At 69.7% G+C, this 18,563-nt stretch carries 16 protein-coding genes and 1 tRNA gene; 8 read left to right on the forward strand and 9 right to left on the reverse strand.

Translation table 11 applies throughout. From position 1 onward, the window contains the following. Positions 1-100: 100 nt before the first annotated feature. Together Q7T09_RS06365 and Q7T09_RS06370 are read left to right on the forward strand one after the other, a co-directional pair. Complete coding sequence (locus Q7T09_RS06365; RefSeq protein ID WP_304698561.1) at positions 101-1,213, forward strand: NAD(P)/FAD-dependent oxidoreductase; 1,113 nt, start codon at positions 101-103, stop codon at positions 1,211-1,213. A gap of 31 nt (positions 1,214-1,244) precedes the next feature. Beyond that, positions 1,245-2,249, forward strand: a complete 1,005-nt coding sequence (locus Q7T09_RS06370; protein WP_304698562.1) for an LLM class flavin-dependent oxidoreductase — start codon at positions 1,245-1,247, stop codon at positions 2,247-2,249. Positions 2,250-2,362: 113 nt separating this feature from the next. On the opposite strand, the gene Q7T09_RS06375 is transcribed toward Q7T09_RS06370, so the two are convergent. From Q7T09_RS06375 to Q7T09_RS06385, 3 genes are read right to left on the reverse strand one after another with little or no spacing between them, the layout of a single operon-like run. Beyond that, positions 2,363-3,586, reverse strand: a complete 1,224-nt coding sequence (locus Q7T09_RS06375) for a PQQ-dependent sugar dehydrogenase (RefSeq protein ID WP_304698564.1) — start codon at positions 3,584-3,586, stop codon at positions 2,363-2,365. Positions 3,587-3,609: 23 nt separating this feature from the next. Beyond that, a complete protein-coding gene (gene asnB, locus Q7T09_RS06380; protein WP_304698566.1) occupies positions 3,610-5,298 on the reverse strand; it encodes an asparagine synthase (glutamine-hydrolyzing) in 1,689 nt (562 codons plus the stop codon). Continuing rightward, positions 5,298-6,326, reverse strand: a complete 1,029-nt coding sequence (locus tag Q7T09_RS06385) for a glycosyltransferase (RefSeq protein ID WP_304698568.1) — start codon at positions 6,324-6,326, stop codon at positions 5,298-5,300. The genes asnB and Q7T09_RS06385 overlap by 1 nt, the downstream gene beginning before the upstream one ends. A 96-nt stretch (positions 6,327-6,422) precedes the next feature. Here Q7T09_RS06385 and Q7T09_RS06390 point away from each other — a divergent pair. From Q7T09_RS06390 to Q7T09_RS06400, 3 genes are all read left to right on the forward strand, one after another. Next, a tRNA-Met gene (locus tag Q7T09_RS06390) sits at positions 6,423-6,499 on the forward strand. A gap of 130 nt (positions 6,500-6,629) precedes the next feature. Beyond that, positions 6,630-7,073 (forward strand): hypothetical protein, encoded by a 444-nt coding sequence (locus tag Q7T09_RS06395; RefSeq protein WP_304698570.1) that lies wholly within the window; start codon positions 6,630-6,632, stop codon positions 7,071-7,073. An 82-nt stretch (positions 7,074-7,155) separates the two neighbouring features. Next, positions 7,156-7,656, forward strand: coding sequence for a hypothetical protein (locus Q7T09_RS06400; protein ID WP_304698572.1), 501 nt, complete (start codon positions 7,156-7,158; stop codon positions 7,654-7,656). On the opposite strand, the gene Q7T09_RS06405 is transcribed toward Q7T09_RS06400, so the two are convergent. The 4 genes from Q7T09_RS06405 to Q7T09_RS06420 all read right to left on the reverse strand — a co-directional run bounded on the left by Q7T09_RS06405 (position 7,623) and on the right by Q7T09_RS06420 (position 12,126). After that, positions 7,623-8,135, reverse strand: a complete 513-nt coding sequence (locus Q7T09_RS06405) for a GNAT family N-acetyltransferase (protein WP_304698575.1) — start codon at positions 8,133-8,135, stop codon at positions 7,623-7,625. The two genes, Q7T09_RS06400 and Q7T09_RS06405, sit on opposite strands and share 34 nt — an antisense overlap. Continuing rightward, entirely contained in the window at positions 8,135-9,727 is a 1,593-nt protein-coding gene (locus Q7T09_RS06410; RefSeq protein WP_304698576.1) for a matrixin family metalloprotease, read from the reverse strand. The genes Q7T09_RS06405 and Q7T09_RS06410 overlap by 1 nt, the downstream gene beginning before the upstream one ends. Before the next feature lie 155 nt (positions 9,728-9,882). Continuing rightward, the gene (locus tag Q7T09_RS06415) at positions 9,883-10,506 is read right to left on the reverse strand and encodes a class I SAM-dependent methyltransferase (RefSeq protein ID WP_304698578.1); all 624 of its coding nucleotides are present in this window, start codon (positions 10,504-10,506) and stop codon (positions 9,883-9,885) included. A gap of 51 nt (positions 10,507-10,557) precedes the next feature. Further along, complete coding sequence (locus tag Q7T09_RS06420; protein ID WP_304698580.1) at positions 10,558-12,126, reverse strand: DHA2 family efflux MFS transporter permease subunit; 1,569 nt, start codon at positions 12,124-12,126, stop codon at positions 10,558-10,560. Between the two features lie 64 nt (positions 12,127-12,190). Here Q7T09_RS06420 and Q7T09_RS06425 point away from each other — a divergent pair, with 64 nt between their 5' ends. From Q7T09_RS06425 to Q7T09_RS06435, 3 genes are read left to right on the forward strand one after another with little or no spacing between them, the layout of a single operon-like run. Then, a complete protein-coding gene (locus tag Q7T09_RS06425) occupies positions 12,191-12,799 on the forward strand; it encodes a TetR/AcrR family transcriptional regulator (RefSeq protein WP_304698582.1) in 609 nt (202 codons plus the stop codon). Further along, the gene (locus tag Q7T09_RS06430) at positions 12,796-13,248 is read left to right on the forward strand and encodes a PaaI family thioesterase (RefSeq protein WP_304698585.1); all 453 of its coding nucleotides are present in this window, start codon (positions 12,796-12,798) and stop codon (positions 13,246-13,248) included. The genes Q7T09_RS06425 and Q7T09_RS06430 overlap by 4 nt, the downstream gene beginning before the upstream one ends. Beyond that, positions 13,245-14,363, forward strand: a complete 1,119-nt coding sequence (locus Q7T09_RS06435; protein WP_304698587.1) for an HlyD family secretion protein — start codon at positions 13,245-13,247, stop codon at positions 14,361-14,363. The genes Q7T09_RS06430 and Q7T09_RS06435 overlap by 4 nt, the downstream gene beginning before the upstream one ends. 180 nt (positions 14,364-14,543) lie before the next feature. Here Q7T09_RS06435 and Q7T09_RS06440 read toward each other — a convergent pair whose 3' ends face one another. Continuing rightward, a complete protein-coding gene (locus Q7T09_RS06440) occupies positions 14,544-15,659 on the reverse strand; it encodes a response regulator (RefSeq protein WP_304698589.1) in 1,116 nt (371 codons plus the stop codon). A gap of 312 nt (positions 15,660-15,971) precedes the next feature. Next, entirely contained in the window at positions 15,972-18,467 is a 2,496-nt protein-coding gene (locus Q7T09_RS06445; protein WP_304698591.1) for a TonB-dependent receptor, read from the reverse strand. Positions 18,468-18,563 lie beyond the last annotated feature (96 nt).

Genomic DNA, 18,563 nt, shown 5'->3' on the forward strand with positions numbered 1-18,563 from the left:
TCGGGCCGCCGCCGCGCGCAAGGGACGCCTTGCCGGTGAATGATCATATGAGGGACCTGGCCGGTTGGCCTCGCTGGCCGCATCGGCTACCCACAAAACCATGGCGGATTTCGATTTCGACGCGGTGGTGGTGGGCGCGGGCGCCGTGGGCCTGGCCTGCGGATATGGGCTATCCAAGCGCGGACTGACGGTGGCGGTGCTGGAGGCCGGGCCGATCATCGGCGAGGGGGTCTCGGCGCGCAATTCCGAGGTGATCCACGGCGGGCTCTACTATGCCAGCGGGTCGCTGAAGGCCCGGCTCTGCGTCCAGGGCCGGCGGGCCCTCTACGCCTTCTGCGACAGCCACAAGGTCGCCTATGACCGCTGCGGCAAGCTGGTGGTGGCCACCACGCCGGACGAGGTCGGGCGGCTGGACGCCATCCTGGAGCAGGCCCGCGCCAACGACGTGGAGGGCATGGCCCACCTGTCGAAGGCGCAGGTCCACGCCCTGGAGCCCGAGCTGAAGTGCGAGGCGGCCCTGGTCTCCCCCCAGAGCGGGGTGTTCGACAGCCACGGCTACATGCTGGCCCTGGAAGGCGAGATCGAGGCGGCCGGCGGGGCGGTGGTGACCTCCACCCCCTTCGAGGGCGCGAGCCCGCTGGCGGGCGGCGGCTGGTCGGTCCGCGCCGGCGGGGCCGAGCCCACGACCCTGACCTGCCGCCTGCTGGTGACCGCGCCGGGCCTGTCGGCCCAGGCGGTGGCGGCGCAGATCGAGGGCTTCCCGAAGGCGACCATCCCTGAGGGCCACTATGGCAAGGGGGTCTATTTCCGGCTGACCGGCAAGGCGCCCTTCGCGCGGCTGATCTATCCGCCGCCGATCCCCGGGGCGCTGGGCACCCACTATCGCCGCGACCTCGGCGGCCAGGCGGTGTTCGGCCCCGACCTGCAGTTCGTCGAGGCCCTGGACTACAGCGTCGATCCGGCCCGGGCCGGGGAGTTCTACGCCTATATCCGCAAGTTCTGGCCGGGCCTGCCGGACGGGGCGCTCGCCCCCGACTATGCCGGCATCCGTCCCAAGCTGCATGGCCCCGGCGAACCGCAGCCGGACTTCCGCATCGACGGGCCCGATGCGCACGGCATGGCGGACCTGGTCACCCTGTTCGGCATCGAGAGCCCGGGGCTGACGAGTTCGCTGGCCATCGGCGAAGAGGTGGTGTCGCGCCTGGGCCTCTAACTCTGGCGGCGCGGCTTCCCATATGGGCCCCATGACCCCGCTTTCCGTCCTCGACCTTTCGCCGATCCTGCAGGGCGGCGACGCCGGCCAGTCCCTGCGCAACACGCTCGATCTCGCCCAGCACGCCGAGGCGCTGGGCTACAACCGCTACTGGCTGGCCGAGCACCACAACATGCGCGGGGTGGCCAGCGCGGCGACCTCGGTGGTGATCGCCCACGTGGCGGCCGGAACCCGGACCATCCGGGTCGGGGCCGGCGGCGTCATGCTGCCCAACCACGCGCCCCTGGTGATCGCCGAGCAGTTCGGGACCCTGGCAGCCCTGCATCCGGGGCGCATCGACCTGGGCGTCGGCCGCGCGCCGGGGACCGACCAGCTCACCGCGCGCGCCCTGCGCCGCACCCTCAGCGGCGATGTCGACCAGTTCCCGCAGGACGTGCTTGAGCTGCTGCACTATTTCGAGCCGGCCCAGCCGAACCAGGCGGTCCGCGCCGTGCCCGGCGAGGGGACCCGGGTGCCGGTCTGGATCCTGGGGTCGAGCCTGTTCGGCGCCCAGCTGGCCGCGGCGCTCGGTCTGCCCTTCGCCTTCGCCAGCCACTTCGCCCCGGCCCAGATGATGCAGGCCATCGGCCTCTACCGCGCCCAGTTCCAGCCCTCGGCCTATGGCGACACGCCCTATGTGATGCTGGGGCTGAACATCGTGGCCGCCCCCACCGACGAGGAGGCCAGGTTCCTGTTCACCTCCCTGCAGCAGGCCTTCGTCAACCTGCGCACCGGCCAGCCCGGACCCCTGCCGCCGCCGGTGGAGGGCTATGGCGAGCGGCTCGATCCCATGGCCCAGGCGGGCCTGGCCTCGGCCCTGTCCCAGGCCATCATCGGCTCGCCGGACACCGTGCGGATGGGCCTGGCGGAGTTCGTGGGCCGCACCGGCGCCGACGAGCTGATGGTCACCTCGCAGATCTTCGACCACGCGGCGCGGCGCCGGTCGTTCCAGATCGCCGCGGAGGCGCGGGATGATCTGGGGAGGGTGGCGGCCTAATCCCACCGTCATCCCGGGCGACCGCAGGGAGACCCGGGACCCAGGGGGATTGATCGCGGCCCCTGGGTCCCGGCTCTTCGCTTCGCTGCGGCCGGGATGACGCGGGTGTTGAGTTACCCCTTCGGCACGAGCTTCAAGATCCGCCCCTCGGCGTTGTCGGTGGCCAGGTAGAGGGCGCCGTCGGGGCCCACCACCACGTCGCGGATGCGCTCGTTGAGTTCGGTGGCGATGCGCTCCTCGCCCACCACCTTGTCGCCGTCCAGGGTGAGGCGGGTGACCGACTTGCCGCCCAGGCCGCCGATGAACAGGCTGCCCTTCCACTTGGGGAACAGGCCGGCGGTGTAGAAGGCCAGGCCCGAGGGGGCGATGACCGGGTCCCAGTAGTAGACCGGCTGCTCCATGCCGGGCTTGGCGGTGAGGCCGGCGCCGATGGGGCCGCCCTGGTACTCGATGCCGTAGGTGATGGTGGGCCAGCCATAGTCCTTGCCGGCGGCGGGGATGTTCAGCTCGTCGCCGCCGCGGGCGCCGTGCTCGACGGTCCAGAGCTTGCCGGTGGCGGGGTTGAGCGCCGCGCCCTGGAGGTTGCGATGACCGAGGGACCAGATTTCCGGCCTGGCGCCGGGCGTCTTCACGAAGGGATTGTCTGCGGGGATCGAGCCGTCCGGATTGAGCCGCACGATCTTGCCCAGCAGGCCGTCGAGGCGCTGGGCCTGCATGCGGCCGGGCAGGATGGAGCGTTCGCCGAGCGTGACGAACAGCTTGCCGTCGGGGGCGAAGACCAGCCGGCCGCCATAGTGCAGGGTGGATTCCAGCGACGGCGCCTGGTGGAAGATCACCTGGGCGTTTTCGATGGCGCCCGTCCCATCCGCGCCGATCACCAGCTTGCCGCGGGCCACGGCGGTGTTGGTGAACTTGCCCTCGGGGTTCTCGGCGTAGCTCCAGTAGATCAGGCCGCTCTTGGCGAAGGCCGGATCGATCGCCAGGCCGAGCAGCCCGCCCTGGCCCTTGGCGTAGACGGCGGGCAGGCCGGTGACGGGTTCGCTGAGCTTGCCGTCGGCGCCGACGATCCGCAGGCGGCCAGGGCGTTCGGTCACCAGCATCCTGCCGTCGGGCAGGAAGGCGATGGCCCAGGGATTGGCCAGGCCCTCGGCCACCGTCTTCACCTCGTACTCGACGCCGACCTTCATCTCGGGCGCGCGCGTCTGGCCGGGGAAGGCCGGGGTCTGGCCGACCCCGTTGGGGGCGCGGGTCTCCACGGGCGCGCCGGGGGCGGCCTGGGTGGGGCCGCAGGCCGAGACGAGGATCGCGGCGGTGGTGAGCAGCAACAGGCGACGCATGGAAATCTCCTTGAAATCAATAATCAAATCGCACCGACCACCTGGGCCAGGGCCTCGTCCGGCGCCGCGCCCTCCAGGTGGATCAGCGACCAGACGGCGAAGAACAGCAGGGGCCAGCGCTCGGCGCCGCCCCCCTGGAAGGCGGCGCGCACGGCCTCGGGGGTGCGCACCCGGCGCACCGCCTCGATCTTGCCGATCCGTTCGCCCAGGTCGGTGGCGCGGGGCGCGATCCAGGCGTCCACGGGGACGGTGAAGCCCTGCTTGCGGGCCCAGGGATCGGCGGCGGGACAGACCCGCTCCAGCCACTTGCGCACCAACCACTTGCCGTAGCGCCCGCGCACCTTGAACCGGTCGGGCAGGGGGAAGGCGAAGTCGGCCACCTTCGGGTCCAGGAACGGCGTGCGCCCCTCCAGGCCGTGGGCCATCAGGCAGCGGTCCAGCTTCAGCAGCAGGTCATTGGGCAGCCAGGTGGCGATGTCGGCCCATTGCGCCTGTTGCAGCCGGGTGAGGCCGGCGGGCGGCTTGGCCTGGACACGCCAGCGCGCCAGGGCCTGGGCGTCGTCGGGGCGGGGCTCGGCCAGGCGGCCGCCCAGCCAGGCGGGGCGCAGGGCCTTGCGATAGCGGCCATAGCCGCCGAACAGCTCGTCGCCCCCCTCGCCGGTGAGCACCACGGTGAGCGTCCCCTTGGCGGCCTCCGCCAGCTTGTAGGTGGGCAGGGTCGCGTAGTCGGCGGTGGGGTCGTCCAGGGCCCAGGCGACCTGCGGCAAGATCCGCCAGAAGTCGGCCTCGTCGAAGCGGGTCTCGCGCCAGTCCAGGTTCAGCGCCCTGGCCACCCGCTCGGCCTGGGCCCGCTCGTCCTTCGCGCCCGGCGCATCGAAGCCGCAGGTGAAGGCGGTGACCGGCCGGGCGTTCAGCCGCGACATCAGCGCAGCGATGGCCGCGGAGTCGATGCCGCCGGAGAGGAACAGGCCGTAGGGCACGTCCGAGCGCTGGTGGACCCTGACGCTGTCCTCCAGCACGGCGTCGAGCTGGTCGATCAGCGCCGCCTCATCGGCTACGGCGCGGGCGGGCGGGGCGGAGAGGAAGGGCCGCCGCGTGGGCGCCTGCAATTTCCCGTCGATCACCTCGACGATCTCGCCGGGGGCCAGGCGCTTGAGGCCCTTGAAGATGGTCTCGCCGCCAAGCGTGTAGTTGAAGGCCAGCAGCTCGTGTGCCCGGTCCTCCGAGAGGTCGGCGTCCAGCAAGCTGGCGAAGGCGCGGGGCTCGGAGGCGAAATAGGCCGCGCCGTCCTGCTCCAGCACATAGAGGGGCTTGATGCCGAAGGGGTCGCGCACCAGCCAGGTGCGGCCGTCGGCGCCGATCAGGCAGAAGGCGTACATGCCCCGCAGGCGCTGGAAGGCGGCGGCCCCCTCGCGGGCGTAGAGGTGCAGCAGGGGCTCGAAGTCCGACCCGGTGGCGAGCTGGCCCTCCAGGCCGAACTCGGCGGTGAGCTCGAGATAGTTGTAGATCTCGCCATTGCCGATGACGGTGTTTCCCGCCGCGTGCAGGGGCTGCCAGCCGCCCTCCAGGTCGATGATCGACAGACGGGCGTGGGCCACAGAGCCGCCGCGCACCTGCTCGGTGCGCACCCCGTTGGGGCCGCGATGGGTCAGGGTCTCGATCATCGGGCGCGCGGAGGCCGTCCCGTGCAGCACCCCGGCGATGCCGCACATCAGGCGGCTCCGTAGTCGGAGAACAGCGACCGCCACTGGGCCACCACGGCGGCCTCGGAGAACTCCGCCTCCACCCGATCCGACCCGTTCTGCACCAGGCGGATGCGCAGCATGGGGTCGGCCAGCAGGCGGGCGATGGCGGCGGCCAGGGCCTGCGCCTCGTCCACCGGGACCAGCAGGCCGTCCTGCCCGTCGGCGATCAGGGCGGCGGGGCCTTGGCTGGCGGCGGCCACCACCGGCAGGCCGTGGGCCCAGGCCTGGATCACCACATTGCCCAGGGGCTCGTAGCGGGAGGGGAAGACGCAGACATCGGCCGCGCGATAGAGGGCCGAGGCGTCGGTGCGCCAGCCCAGGAACCGCACCCGGTCGGCGACGCCCAGCGCCGCGGCCATGGCCTTCAGTCTGGCCTCCTGCGGCCCCACGCCCGCGATCCACAGAAAGGCGTCGGGAATCTGGGTCAGGGCCTGGAGGGTGACGTCGTGGGCCTTGGCCTCGTGCAGCCGGCCCATGGAGAGCAGCAGGGGCGCGTTGGTCGGCGTACCCAGGCTGGCGCGGTCGGCGGCGGGCGCCTCGGCGGGGACGGCGGCGAAGTTGGGGATGCAGCGCACCCTGCCCGCCGGCCAGCCCTGGCTGACGATCCACTCGGCGATGTCCTCGGTATTGGCCACCAGCTCGTCGAAGCCGCGATAATATTTGAGATTGTAGTAGCCGCCGAGCCGGCCGATCCGCGCCCAGGGACCCTTGGGCGTGTGGCGCGCGGCGCGGTTCATCCAGGCCAGGGCGAGCTTGACGTCCTGCTGCCGCGCGAAGCCGGCGACCTTGGGCTTGGTCAGCAGATCGACGGGGCCGCCGAATCGGAAGGTCTCGACGGGGACGCCGGCGGCGGCCAGACGGGCCTGGCGGTTGGCGTTGGGACGGATGGCGGCGGCCTGGGCGACGCCGGCCCGCGCCAAGCCTGAGACCAGGTCGACGAAGTACGTCTCCGCGCCGCCTTCGCCGGCCGTTCCAAGGAGGTGGAGCACGCTCATATGAGCCGCAACTCTAGCCGGGCTTTGCGCCGCACCCAAGCCGCTTGAAGCGACGAACATCCCACCCTATAACCCGCGCCTCCGCGGGTGGCTCATGGCTGGGTAGCTCAGTTGGTTAGAGCGGTGGATTCATAACCCACAGGTCGGCGGTTCGAGCCCGCCTCCAGCTACCACCCGCGGAGATCGCGTCGCCAAAGTAGCGACTCCCCAACATCAAATCCTGGGTTTAGCGGCGGGCCTGTGGCAGGTTTCGCATAGCGCTGTGATCTCAACCGAGACTCGCGACAGCGGCGGGAGAGCGACATGACCGATAGACGCGTGCACATCGTGGCCTACGAGACCTCGGGCCAGCCGACGGAAATGGTGGTGGGCGCCACCGACTATACCGTCCGCCTCGACCAGCGGCCGGTGCTGCGGGCCAAGAACCACAGCGCCGGAACGGTCTTCGTGATGGAGGATGCGCACGACGATGGCGCCTACTACTTCCGCCACGAGGCCAGCGGGTTGTATCTGGCCCATTGGCACCTGCAACTGGCCCTGACCCAGAAGCGCGGCGACGCCCGCGACCTGTTGCTGTTCCAGTGCAAGATGGACGGGCTGGACCCCGCGCCCTGGGTGGCGATCAACAATTACAACAAGAAGCAGGTGATCGATATCGACCACGGGGTCATGGAGGACGGCCGCACGATCCTGTCCTTCCCCTGGAATGGCGGCAAGAACCAGTGGTGGCGGCTCAAGGACGCCTGAGCCGCAGGCGGCTGGGCTGAGTGCGATCCCGTCGGGCGTGCAGGCCGTCGCCGCGCGGCGCGGCTGTGCTAGGAGTGGCGCCATGCGTTTCCGAGCCTCGCTTTCCGTCCTGACCTTGCTGGCCCTGGCCGCCTGTGGCCGCGCCCCCGCCTCCGGCCCGCAGCCGCCGCCCGCCCCGCCGTCGCACTGGTCGACCATCGTCACCGGGGCGGGGACGGCTCTGGCCTATGCGCCAGAGACGCCCAGCCTCCAGACTCCGCCGATCCGGCTGAGCTGCGCCCGCGATCCCGCCGAGTTTCGGGTGGCGGTGGAGAAGATCATCCCGATCGGCAGCGAGGACCGGCTGTCGGTGGGCTTCGACGGCGAACCCTTCGCGCTCGCGGTGACGCCGGAGTCCCTCACCGCGCCCGAGGGTCTGGAGGCCACGGGCCCCATCACCCAGGACCTGCTGATCGTCCTGCAGACCGCTCGGGTGATCCAGGGTTCCTATGGGGCCACGCGATTCGGGCCCTATGACGCGCCGCCCGCGGCGATGCTGAACGCCTTTGCTCAGGGCTGCCGGGCGGCGGGCGTCAGCCGGTAGAGGTCCTGGATCTGGCCGTTGTCCTCGTACTGGCCGTCGGGAACGAAGCCGAGCTTGGTGAGCACGCCCTTCGACCCAGCGTTCCGCGGATGGACCCAGGCGGCGAGGCGGGCCAGGCCGAGGGTCTCCAGGCCATGGGTCACGAGACGTTGGGCCGCCTCGGTGGCGATCCCGTCGCCCCAGGCCGAGCGCTTCAGCCGGTAGCCGATCTGGACCACGTCGGTCCCCTCCAGCGGGGTTAGTAGTACCCAGCCCAGCATCTCCTCCGGCGCGGTCTTGCGGAAGATCGCCCAGTAGCCCAGGCCCGCGCCCCAGTCGGTGGAAAGCTGCTTGGTCAGGTGGACCCGCAACCGCGCCGGCGGCCAGACCGGCCCCAGATAGCGCATCACCTCTGGGTCGGCGTTGATGGCCAGGCAGGCCTCCAGGTGTTCGGGCCCGCGGGGCCGCAGGATCAGGCGCGGGGTCTCGAAGACGCTCATCAGCCCCCGAAGATCCAGTCGCCGCCGAGGCTGGCGATATTGACCCCCACCAGGATCATCCGGGCGCCGCCCGTCATGTCGATCACCACGTCGGCGCCGACCTGGCTGGCGGTGGCGGCGGTTCCGGGGTCGAGCTGGACCCGGTCGCCCTCTGCGCGGCTGAAGTCGGTGATCCGGTCGATCCCCGCCGCGCCCCAGGTGTGGAAGATGTCGGCGCCGGCCCCGCCGCTGAGGGTGTCATCGCCCAGGTCGCCGGACATCCAGTCGTCGCCGGCCCCGCCCGACAGGCTGTCGTCACCCTGGCCGCCGCGCACCCAGTCGACGCCGTCGCCACCGTCCTGGGTGTCGGCGCCCAGATTGCCGTAGACCACGTCGCCATCGGCGTCGCCGAACAGCATGTCATTGCCCTGGCCGCCCACCACCCAGTCGGGGCCGTCGCCGCCACGCACCGTGTCGGCGCCCTGGTTGCCATGGGTGTCGTCGAAGCCGCTCCCGCCGACGATGCTGTCATCCCCGAGGAAGCCGCGCAGGAAATCATTCCCGCCGCCGCCGTTCAGATAGTTGCCCGCGTCATTGCCCAGGATGGTGTCCGTGGCCGAGCCGCCGAGCACGTTCTCGATCACCGTCCCGTAGGCGATGCCCAGGTTGTTGGACCAGGTGTAGGTCTCCGGATCGATGATGAAGTCGGTGATGGCGGTCCCGGCGTTGGGATAGAGGCTGTTCCAGTAGTTGGCCTGGGCCTGGGCCGAATAGTAGGCGATGGAGGAATAGGCCCCCGGCGTCAGGTCGACGATCGAGGACCGCGTATGGCTCGACAGGTCGAAGGTGTCGGTCCCGCCGGCGTCGTAGATCGCCTGCATGAAGGGCGTGGCCTGGGACCAGGTGTAGGTGGTGTTCCCGGCCGCGGTCGTCGGATCGGCGCCGTACCTGGCCTGCAGGGCGGCGATGTCGAAGACCATGGGGGTGGAGGGGCCCACCGCCCGGCCCACCAGCCGATTGACCCCGTCCACCGGCTCTACCGTCACATGGTAGGCGTCCTGGTAGAGGTCGTAGGACATCACCGTGTAGCGGATGTTGTCGTACCCGGAGGGCAGGACCGCGCCCGGGCCGAAGGGGTGCTGCAGGCCGAGCGCGTGCCCCAGTTCGTGCAGGACCATCTCATAGCCCAGGGAGCCGGAGGCGAAGGTGTTGGTCTGCAGGCTCTCGTCCAGCCAGACATCGCCTGACCAGGCCGACGGCAGATAACCCGGCGCGGGCGGACGGTAGGCGTAGGCGTCGGTGTTCTCGCTGTCGGTGAAGTCGTTGACATCGGTGAAGGCGATGCGGATCTGGCCCGGGGCCGTCAGGTCGTCGGTCTCCACCAGGTTGATGGAGATGGTCTTGTCCCAGGCGTCGAGGGCGGCGCGGAACCGCGCGTCCTGGGCGTCGGTCGGGGCGGCGTAGTCGGCGTTGGCCTGTTCGTCATCGACGGCGTAGCCGGGCCACTGGCTGCCGGCGCGGGGGAAGCTGAAGGTGACCTGGCTGCCGATCCAGGCGTTGCCCTCATCATAGAGGAGGACGGAGACGATCTCCGCGATGCTCGGCGCCGCCATCCTAGTCCCCCAACTCAGGACGCCCCCGCGCGCCGCAACCGCTCCACCCTAGCGCGTGACAGCCTGAAGTGGCTACCGCTTCAGGCGCCCGTCACGCGCTAAACTTAAACAGGCTACAGCGCGACCTCCTGGGCCGGGCGCAAGCCCAAACACCCTCAGGCGGCGACCGCCGTCCCCCACTCGTTCCAGCCGGCGATGCGGGGGGTTCCGGGGACGTACATGGTCTCGACCCCCTGCAGCTTCAGGCCCGCCGCGGCGATGGCGCTGGCGACGGGGCGGGTCAGGTGGCAGCCCCCGGCCATGCGGCTCCAGAGCGGGTCCCAGAACCTCTGCCACTTGGCGACGTCGGCGTCGGGGGCCAGGCCGTGCTCGCAGAACAGGAAGCGGCCGCCGGGCTTGAGCACCCGGCGGGCCTCGGCCAGGGCCGCAGCCGGATTGTGCACCGAGCAGAGGGTGAAGGTGCAGACCACGGTGTCGAAACTGCCGGACTCGAAGGGCAGGGCCTCGGCGGTCCCCTTGTCCACCTCCACCTTCAGCCCCTCGGGACGCGGCGCGGCCTGGGCCAAGGCCCGCAGCTCCGGGGAGGGGTCGACGCCGACCACGGCGCTGACCTTGGCGGGATCGTAGAAGGCCAGATTCAAGCCCATGCCGATCCCCAGCTCCAGCACCTTGCCGCTGGCCAAGGGCACGATCTTGGCCCTCTGCTTCATCATCGGCGGCGAGGTGCAGGCGCAGGTCAGCAGGCGCGGCAGGATCTTGCGGTCGTAGAAGGATGTCATGGCGTCTCGCCCCCTATTTGGGGGCAGCATCCTCCATGCCGGGATCATGAGCTAGTGCTCGTTCGGCGGGACGGCGTCGGTGGGGGCGGGCTTGCAGAAGGGCACGATCACCAGGGCCAGGATGAAGAGCCAGGCCATCAGCCGGAAGGTGTCGGCGAAGGCGAGAGTCGCGGCCTGGCGCCCGACGATGCGGGCCAGCTGGCTTTGGGCCTGGCCGAGCGCCAGGGCGGCGTCCGGGGTGAAGCGCGAGGCGTAGGCGGTCAGCCCCGCCACCACTCCGCCGGCCTGCTCGGGATGGACCGACATCGCCTCCCCCAGGCGCAGGGCATGCACGCGGCCGAAGTCGACGACCCAGGTGTTGACCACGGCGATGCCGATGGCCCCGCCCAGGTTTCGCATCAGGTTGAACAGGCCAGACGCGTAGCGCAGCTCGGCCGGCGCCACCCCGTTCAGGGCCATGCCGACGGCCGGCACGATGCAGAGCAGGACCGCGAAACCGCGTACGGCCTGGGGAACCAGCAGCTCGGCGAAGCCCCAGTCGGCGGTGATGTTGGAGAACATCCACAGGCCGAGCGCGAAGAAGCCGAACCCCACCCCGATCACATAGCGCCCGTCCACCCGGGTGGAGAGGCGGGCGGCGATGGGGGCGGCGATGGCCATGGTCAGGCCGGAGACGAAGACCGTCACCCCGATCTGCAGGCTGCTGAAATCCCGCACCCGCCCCAGGAAGACCGGGGTCAGGTAGGTGGCCGAATAGAGCCCGAAACCGATCACCAGGTTCAGCACGCAGGCCATGGCGAAGGTCGGCCGCTTGAAGGGGGTCAGCTTCAGGACCGGCATGGTGGAGAAGAAGGTGCGCTCGAAGAAGACCGCGGCGCCCACCAGGCAGATCCAGGCCGCCGAGGCCACGCCGGGATCGGTGAACCATTCGTGGCGCGGCCCCTCCTCCAGCACGTATTGCAGGCCCCCCAGGAACACAGCCAGGGACCCCACGTGCAGCCAGTCGATCCTGCGCAGCATGGCCGGGTCAGCCTCGTCCACCTTGCCCAGGACCGGCAGGATCAGGGTGATGGCCAGGCCCGGGATGACGTTCATGAAGAACAGCATCCGCCAGTCGGCCACGTTGGTGACCCAGCCCCCGACGCTGGGGCCCAGGGTGGGGGCGAGCGTCGAGACCATGCCCAGGATGGCCGGGATCATCGCCCGCTTGGGACCGTCGAACATCGCAAAGCCGGTGGCGAACACCGTGGGCACCATGGCCCCGCCGGTGAAGCCCTGGATGGCCCGGAAGACGATCATGGAATCGATGTCCCAGGCCAGGCCGCACATCAGGCTCGACAGGGTGAACAGCGCCGCCGAGGCGGTGAACAGCCAGCGGGTGGAGATGGCCTGAGAGAGGAAGGCCGCCAGCGGGATCATGACGATCTCGGCCATCAGATAGGCCGTCTGCACCCAGGCGATCTCGTCGGGCCCGGCCGAGAGCCCCGCCTGGATGGAGCCGAGCGAGCCGGCGACGATCTGGATGTCCAGCAGGGCCATGAACTGGCCGAACGCCATGACCCCGAAGATCAGCAGCTTGCGCCGTTCGGAGAGGCGTCCCACCGCGGTTTGATCGCTCATGCCATTGCTCTTGCGGACCCGCGCACCATTATATTATGGTCATCATATAAATCGGAGACGCGCAATGCGCTATGGCGAAGATCACAAGGCCGAAACCCGGCGGCGGGTGGTGAAGGCCGCGGCGAGCGCGATGCGCCGGCTGGGCCCCGACCGGGTCAGCGTCGCCGAGATCATGGGGGAGGTGGGCCTCACCCACGGCGGCTTCTACGCCCACTTCAAGTCCAAGGACGCCCTGGTGGGCGCTGCGGTGGAGGCGGCCTTCGCCCAGAGCCGCTGGCGTCTGTCGAGGCTGGCGCGGCATGAAGATCCCGAGGTCCTGCTGGCGGGCCTCGTGGACTTCTATGTCTCGGCCGACCACCGCGACCATCCCGAGCGCGGGTGTCCCATCGCCCTGCTGTCGTCGGATATCCCGCGCCAGGGAGCGCCCGCCCGCGAGGCCTTCGACACCGGGGTCCACGGTCTCATCGAGATCATCGCCACGCGTCTGAAGGGCGGCGAGGAGCGCCTGGGCCTGGCGGGCTCCCTGCTGGCCGAGATGGCCGGGGCCGTGGCCCTCTCACGCGCGGTCTCCGATCCCGAGCTTTCCGATCGGCTGCTGGCCGAAAGCCGCACCCGCATCAAGGCCCGCATGGGCCTTGCCCCTTCCTCCCCGGAACAAGGCGAACATCCGTGAGTGACGTCATCGACTTCGCGGCCTTGAGCGGCCTCGAGCAACTGCGCGCGATCTTCTTCGATCCCACGGTCCCGCCGGCGGGCATGGGCCACACCATGGGCTTCGATCACGTGGAGATCGACGACGGCCGGGTGGTGTTCGGCGCCACGCCGCACGCCGGGGTCTACAACCCCATCGGCACGGTGCACGGCGGGTTCGCCGCCACCCTGCTGGACAGCTGCGTCGGCTGCGCGGTCCATTCCAAGCTGAAGCCGGGCCAGGGCTACACCACCCTGGAGCTGAAGGTCGGCTATCACCGGGCCATGACCCAACACACTGGTCCGGTCCGCGCCGAGGGCAAGGTCATCTCCATCGGCCGCCGCGCCGCCTTCGCCGAGGGCCGGCTGACCGACCTGAACGGCCGCCTCTACGCCACGGCCACCAGCACGCTCCTGGTGTTCGACCGATGAGCGCGGCGACCTATGAGGAGGGGCCTAAGGTCGTGCCCCTGAAGGTCCGCAGGAAGCCGCCGACCCGGGCCCTGATCGTGCTCGCCCTGGCCGTGGTCCTGGCGGCCGGCGGGGTGACCTGGCTGCGGGCGCCCAAGGCCACGGTCACCACCGAGAACGCCTATCTCAAGAGCGACCGCACCGTGGTGGCGCCGCGGGTGAAGGGCCTGATCGCCCAGGTGCTGGTGGCCGACAACCAGGCGGTGACGGCCGGCCAGCCCCTGATCGTGCTGGACCCCGAGGAATACGCCGCCCGCCTGGCCGCCGCCCGGGGCGAGGTGGCCATGACCGCCGCCTCGGTGGCCGCCGCCGAGGGGGCCCTGTCGCGGCTGGCGGCCGAGGAGGCCCTGGCCGCCTCCACTGTGCATGAGGCCCAGACCGGGATCCGCGCCGCCGACGCCCAATCGGCCCGCGCCCAGGCCGACTGGAAACGCTACGAATCCCTGGTGGGCAGCGGCACTGTGGCTCGCCGCGACGCCGAGCGGATCCGCGCCGAGGCGGTCAGCGCCAGCGCCGTGGCCGAGCAGAGCCGCGCCGCCTACGCCGTCAGCCGCAACCAGGCCGCCGTCACCGGCAGCCGGCGCGGCGAGGCCCTGGCGGCCCTCGACTCCGCCCGCGCCGCCCACGCCAAGGCGCTGGCGGCCCTCAGTCTCGCCCAGCAGGACGCCGACCACGCGGTGATCCGCGCGCCCATCGCCGGGACCGTCGGTGATCGCCAGGCCAATCCCGGGGACTATGTGGCGCCGGGCACGCGCCTGCTGACCCTGGTGCCGATGGACACCCTCTACGTCACCGCCAACTTCAAGGAGACCCAGGTCGAGCGCATGCTGCGCGGCCAGGCGGCGACCATCCGCGTCGACGCCCTGCCCGGGGTGAAGTTCAGGGCCCATGTGGACAGCTTCGCGCCGGGATCGGGGTCGGAGTTTGCTTTGCTGCCCTTCGAACCCGGCTCGGGCAACTTCACCAAGATCGTGCAGCGGGTGCCGGTGCGCCTGAAGCTCGACCCCGGCCAGCCGGAGGTCAGCCGCCTGCGTCCCGGTCTCTCGGCCAAGGTCACGGTGCGGTTGAAGGAGTAGGGGGAGGTCCCCCAACCGCTCATCCCGGCGAAGGCCGGGACCCAGATTCATCCGCAGAGGTAGGAAGACTTGCTCCGACGCACCTCGGTTTTCACCGGGTCGGAGTGGGTTTCACCTGGATCCCGGCCTTCGCCGGGACGAGCGGAGAGGGTGAGAGCCACCGAAGCTCGGTGAGCGCCCTTACGCCGCGACCGACTCTTCGTCGCTGCCGCCGCCGAGGTTTTCCTGCAGGGCGCGGAGCAGGTTCTCGGGCTTCATGGGCTTTTCCACCACGCCGTTCATGCCGGCCGCGAGGTAGCCCGCGGCGTCCTCGGGGTCCGCGTTGGCGGTGAGGGCGATGATCGGCACCTTGCCCGCGGCGCCCTTCAGGGCGCGGATGGCGTGGGTGGCGGTCACCCCGTCCATCCGGGGCATCTTGATGTCCATCAGGATCAGGTCGAAGCGGCCGGTGCGGGCGGCCTCCAGGGCCTCCACGCCGTCGACGGCCGATTCGGAGGTGCAGTCGAACATCTCGCACAGGGTCTCGGCGACCATGCGGTTGGTGGCGTTGTCGTCCACCACCAGGATGTGGGCGGCGCGGTGGCCCCCGCTCTCGTCGGCCAGGGGCTCGTCACTGGCCTCCACGGCGTGGGGGGCGGTGAATTCGAAGACCAGGGTCTCGCCGGCGCCGGCGTTGGCCTCGGTGCGGATCTCGCCGCCGACCGCCTTGACGATCTGGCGGCCGAGTTCGACGGAGAGTGCGGTCTCCAGGCCGAACAGGGCCTCGATCTCCTGAATATCCAAGGGCTTGTCGCCCATGCTGCGCTCGCCGCCGCCGCGCACGCGACCCTCCAGGCGCAGCATGTCGCCGGCCGCGTGGGCGCGTAAAGTCGCCTCCACCGCGCCGTGGCGGACACCGGCCAGGGCCTGGGCGATGAACCCGTCGAAGGCCTGCATGACCCGGGTCGAGTCGATCAGCGCCGTCATCTCCGGCGCCCCGTCATAGGAGACCAGCAGGGTGACGCCGGACTTGGCGGCCTTCTGGCCCCAGCGGGCCTCGATCTCGTCGGCCAGGTCGCGCAGGCGTTTGGGCGCGGGCTCGAAGGCCATGCCGCTGGTGGCGGCGTCCTTGAGGTCGGCGCTGGAGGCCAGGATCTGGCGCACGCAGGCCGCGGCCTCCGCCACACCGGCCACGCAGGTCTGGGCGTCGGCGCTCAGGGGCTGGCGCGCCAGGCGCTCGGCAAGGGCCAGCACGCCCTCCATCTGCTGATGGATTTCGCTGGTGACCCGTTCGAAGAAGAAATCAGGAAGGGACATTTATCGCCGGCGCCGGGGAACTTATGCTCAGAATGCGCCTAAGCGCTTGCGGAGACGTTAAATTCCCAAACTGGGGTTGTGCGTTCGAACCGCGGCCGGATTTCCTGGCGCCGCCGACGAAAAAGGGCGGCGGATTGCTCCGCCGCCCCTTGCGTAGCCTTGGGAAAGTGGCCCGCCCAGGGGGCGGACCGCCTCGCTCTAGAGCCCTTTCCGATCTGATTGCTTCAATCAGATCGGATAAAAAGGGCTCTAATTCAAAAGGTTAGAGCATTTTTCGATCCGATAACCGTTTCACACTTATCGGAAAATGCTCTAGAACCGGTATTGCAATTCCAGGCTGTAGGTCCGCGGCGCGATCAGGCCCCGCGTGATGGCGGTTCCCGTCTGGCGCAGATAGGGCGTGCCGCCCACCACCAGGCCCGGGTTCGGGCTTCCGAAGATCGCCGTGGGGTTGGTGGAGCCCGTCGAGGTGAAGCCCTCTTCGTCGGTCACGTTCTTCACCGAGGCGATGAGCGTGTACTTGTCATCGGCGTCCTTCCACAGGGCCCGCAGGTCGGCGGTGCCGTAGGCCGGAACCTCGAAGGCCGGGTCCTTGAAGGGCTGGTAGATCGTCGAGTCCGTCCAGGTGTAGGTGCCCGACAGGATCAGCGAGCCCGGCGCGAAGTCGAAGGTGTAGTTGGCGTTGAACGCGAACTTGTTCTCCGGCGACTGGAAGAGCTGCGAACCCTTCAGATCCTGGAAGACCAGCAACACGCCGTTGGTGGTGGCGCTGCCGCCTTTGGGTTGGGCGCTGGCGAGCAGGGCCGAGGGGTCCGCGGGGTCATAGAAGCAGCAACCGCGGGTGATCTCGGTGTTCAGATAGCCGTAGGAGGCCATCATCTGCAGGGCTTCGGTCGGACGCCATTGGGCTTCCAGTTCCACGCCCCAGGCCTTGGCGTCGACATTGACGAAGTTCGAGGCCGCCGCCGTGCCGGTCGCGTTGAGCTGCGACAGGTTGAGCTGCAGGTCCTTGAAATCGTTGTAGAAGACCGAGGAGTTCAGGATGAAGCGACCATTGAAGGTCTTCTTCAGGCCGATCTCGTAGGCGTCGACGCTTTCCTGGTCGGCCTTGGGCTGCGGGGCGAGCGTGCCCAGCAGGAAGCCGCCCGACTTATAGCCGCGGCTGTACTTGGCGTAGGCCAGGGTGTCGGTGTCGGGGGTCCAGTCCAGGTTCAGGGTGCCGGTGACGGCGCTCCAGCTGTCGGACATGCTGCGGAAGTTCTGCACGCCCGGGGTGGCCGGATCCATGTCGCTGGAGACGTCGAAGGCCGCGGCGCCGGAGGCGATCGAGGGCGACTGGATGATCAGGCGCTGGGTCTCGAAGCCGTCCTTGTCGTCGACGGTGTAACGCAGGCCGCCGGTGAGGGCCCAGGAGTCGCTGAACTTGTAGGTCGACTGACCGAACACGGCCCAGGCCTTGGATTCCAGGCTGGCGTTCTGGTCGGCGAAGTTGCGCAGCGGGTTCGGCGCGGCCAGCGTGCCAAGCAAGGTCAGCGGGGTGGCGAGCTGCGACTGCTGCGGGGCGCCCAGCTGGATCCGCTGCTTGTATTCCTCGTGGTACTGGTAAAGGCCGAGGATCCAGGAGAGCGGGCCGTCGCTGTTGGAGGTGAGGTTCAGCTCGTTGGAGAAGTAGCGCTTGTGCTCGTTGAAGTCGGTGGTCTGGTCCGGGTAGTAGGGGACCGCCATGCCGGGGATGGCGATGGCCGCGGTGCGGCTGGTGTTGTCGTAGTCGCCACCGGTCTGGTAGTTATACTGCTGGAAGCCGCCGATGTACTTCAGATCAGCCCATCCCAGGTCATAGGTGACTTGGGCGGTCAGAACGTGGTTGCCGCGCAGGTGGCCGTAGCCGTCGCGGTTGGTGTTCTGGGTGTAGGGATCGGCAACGCCCGGATTGGCCACACCGTAGCCATAGGCCGGGTTCGGCATCAGGCCGCCGATCGGCTGGAACACGCGGGTGGTGTCGTAGGGGGTCACCAGGTTGGCGAGACGGTCGCCGACGCCGGTGGTGTCGTCCCAGCCGGTGCGGGAATAGCGCAGCCAGGCCTTGGTGTTGTCGCCCAGCTCGGCTTCGGCCTGGAACTCGAAATAGGTGCGCTTGATCGCGCCGCCGTCATTGGCGCCGCCGATGTTCTTGATGAAGCCCTCGCGCTGGAGGTCGTTGCTGCCGCCGATCTTGAAGCGCAGGTTCTCGGCCACGGGGATCGAGACCACGCCCTCGATCTTGGTGTGCTCGTAGTTGCCGACCATCAGGCGGACTTCGCCGCTGAAGGTGTCGGCGGGACGCTTGGAGATGGTGTTGATGGCGCCGCCCATGGCGTTGCGGCCATAGAGGGTGCCCTGGGGACCGCGCAGGATCTCGGTGCGTTCGACGAACAGCGGCGACTTGAACAGTTCCGACGACGAGGCGGAATAGAAGCCATCGGTGTAGGCGGCCACGCCCGGGTCATTGCCGACATAGAAGGTGTTGCGGCCGGCGCCGCGCAGCGACACCCGGTCGGTGCCGGAATAGTTCATCCCCGGCGTGAAGTTCACGAAGTCCTGGATGTTGTTCATGCCCACGACGTCGCGCTGGGCGGAGGTGAAGGCCGAGACGGCGACGGGCACGTCCTGCAGGGCCTGTTCACGCTTTTCGGCGGTGACCACCAGCTCTTCGATGGTGAAGTCGTTGGTGTCCTGGGCGAAGGCCGGAGCCGCGATCGCCGCCAGGGTCAGGGTCGAGACCCCGACAGCCAGTGCGGTGCGCAGGCGCGTACGGTTGATTGACGACATGTATCCTCCAAGGCGGCGGGACCTGCGTCCTCTTCCGCCTGCATGCACGAATCTGATGAAAACCAGGCGCGGGGAGGCCCCTGGAAGCGCGCTACC

Source organism: Phenylobacterium sp. (genome assembly GCF_030645195.1).
Classification (GTDB): Bacteria; Pseudomonadota; Alphaproteobacteria; order Caulobacterales; family Caulobacteraceae; genus Phenylobacterium.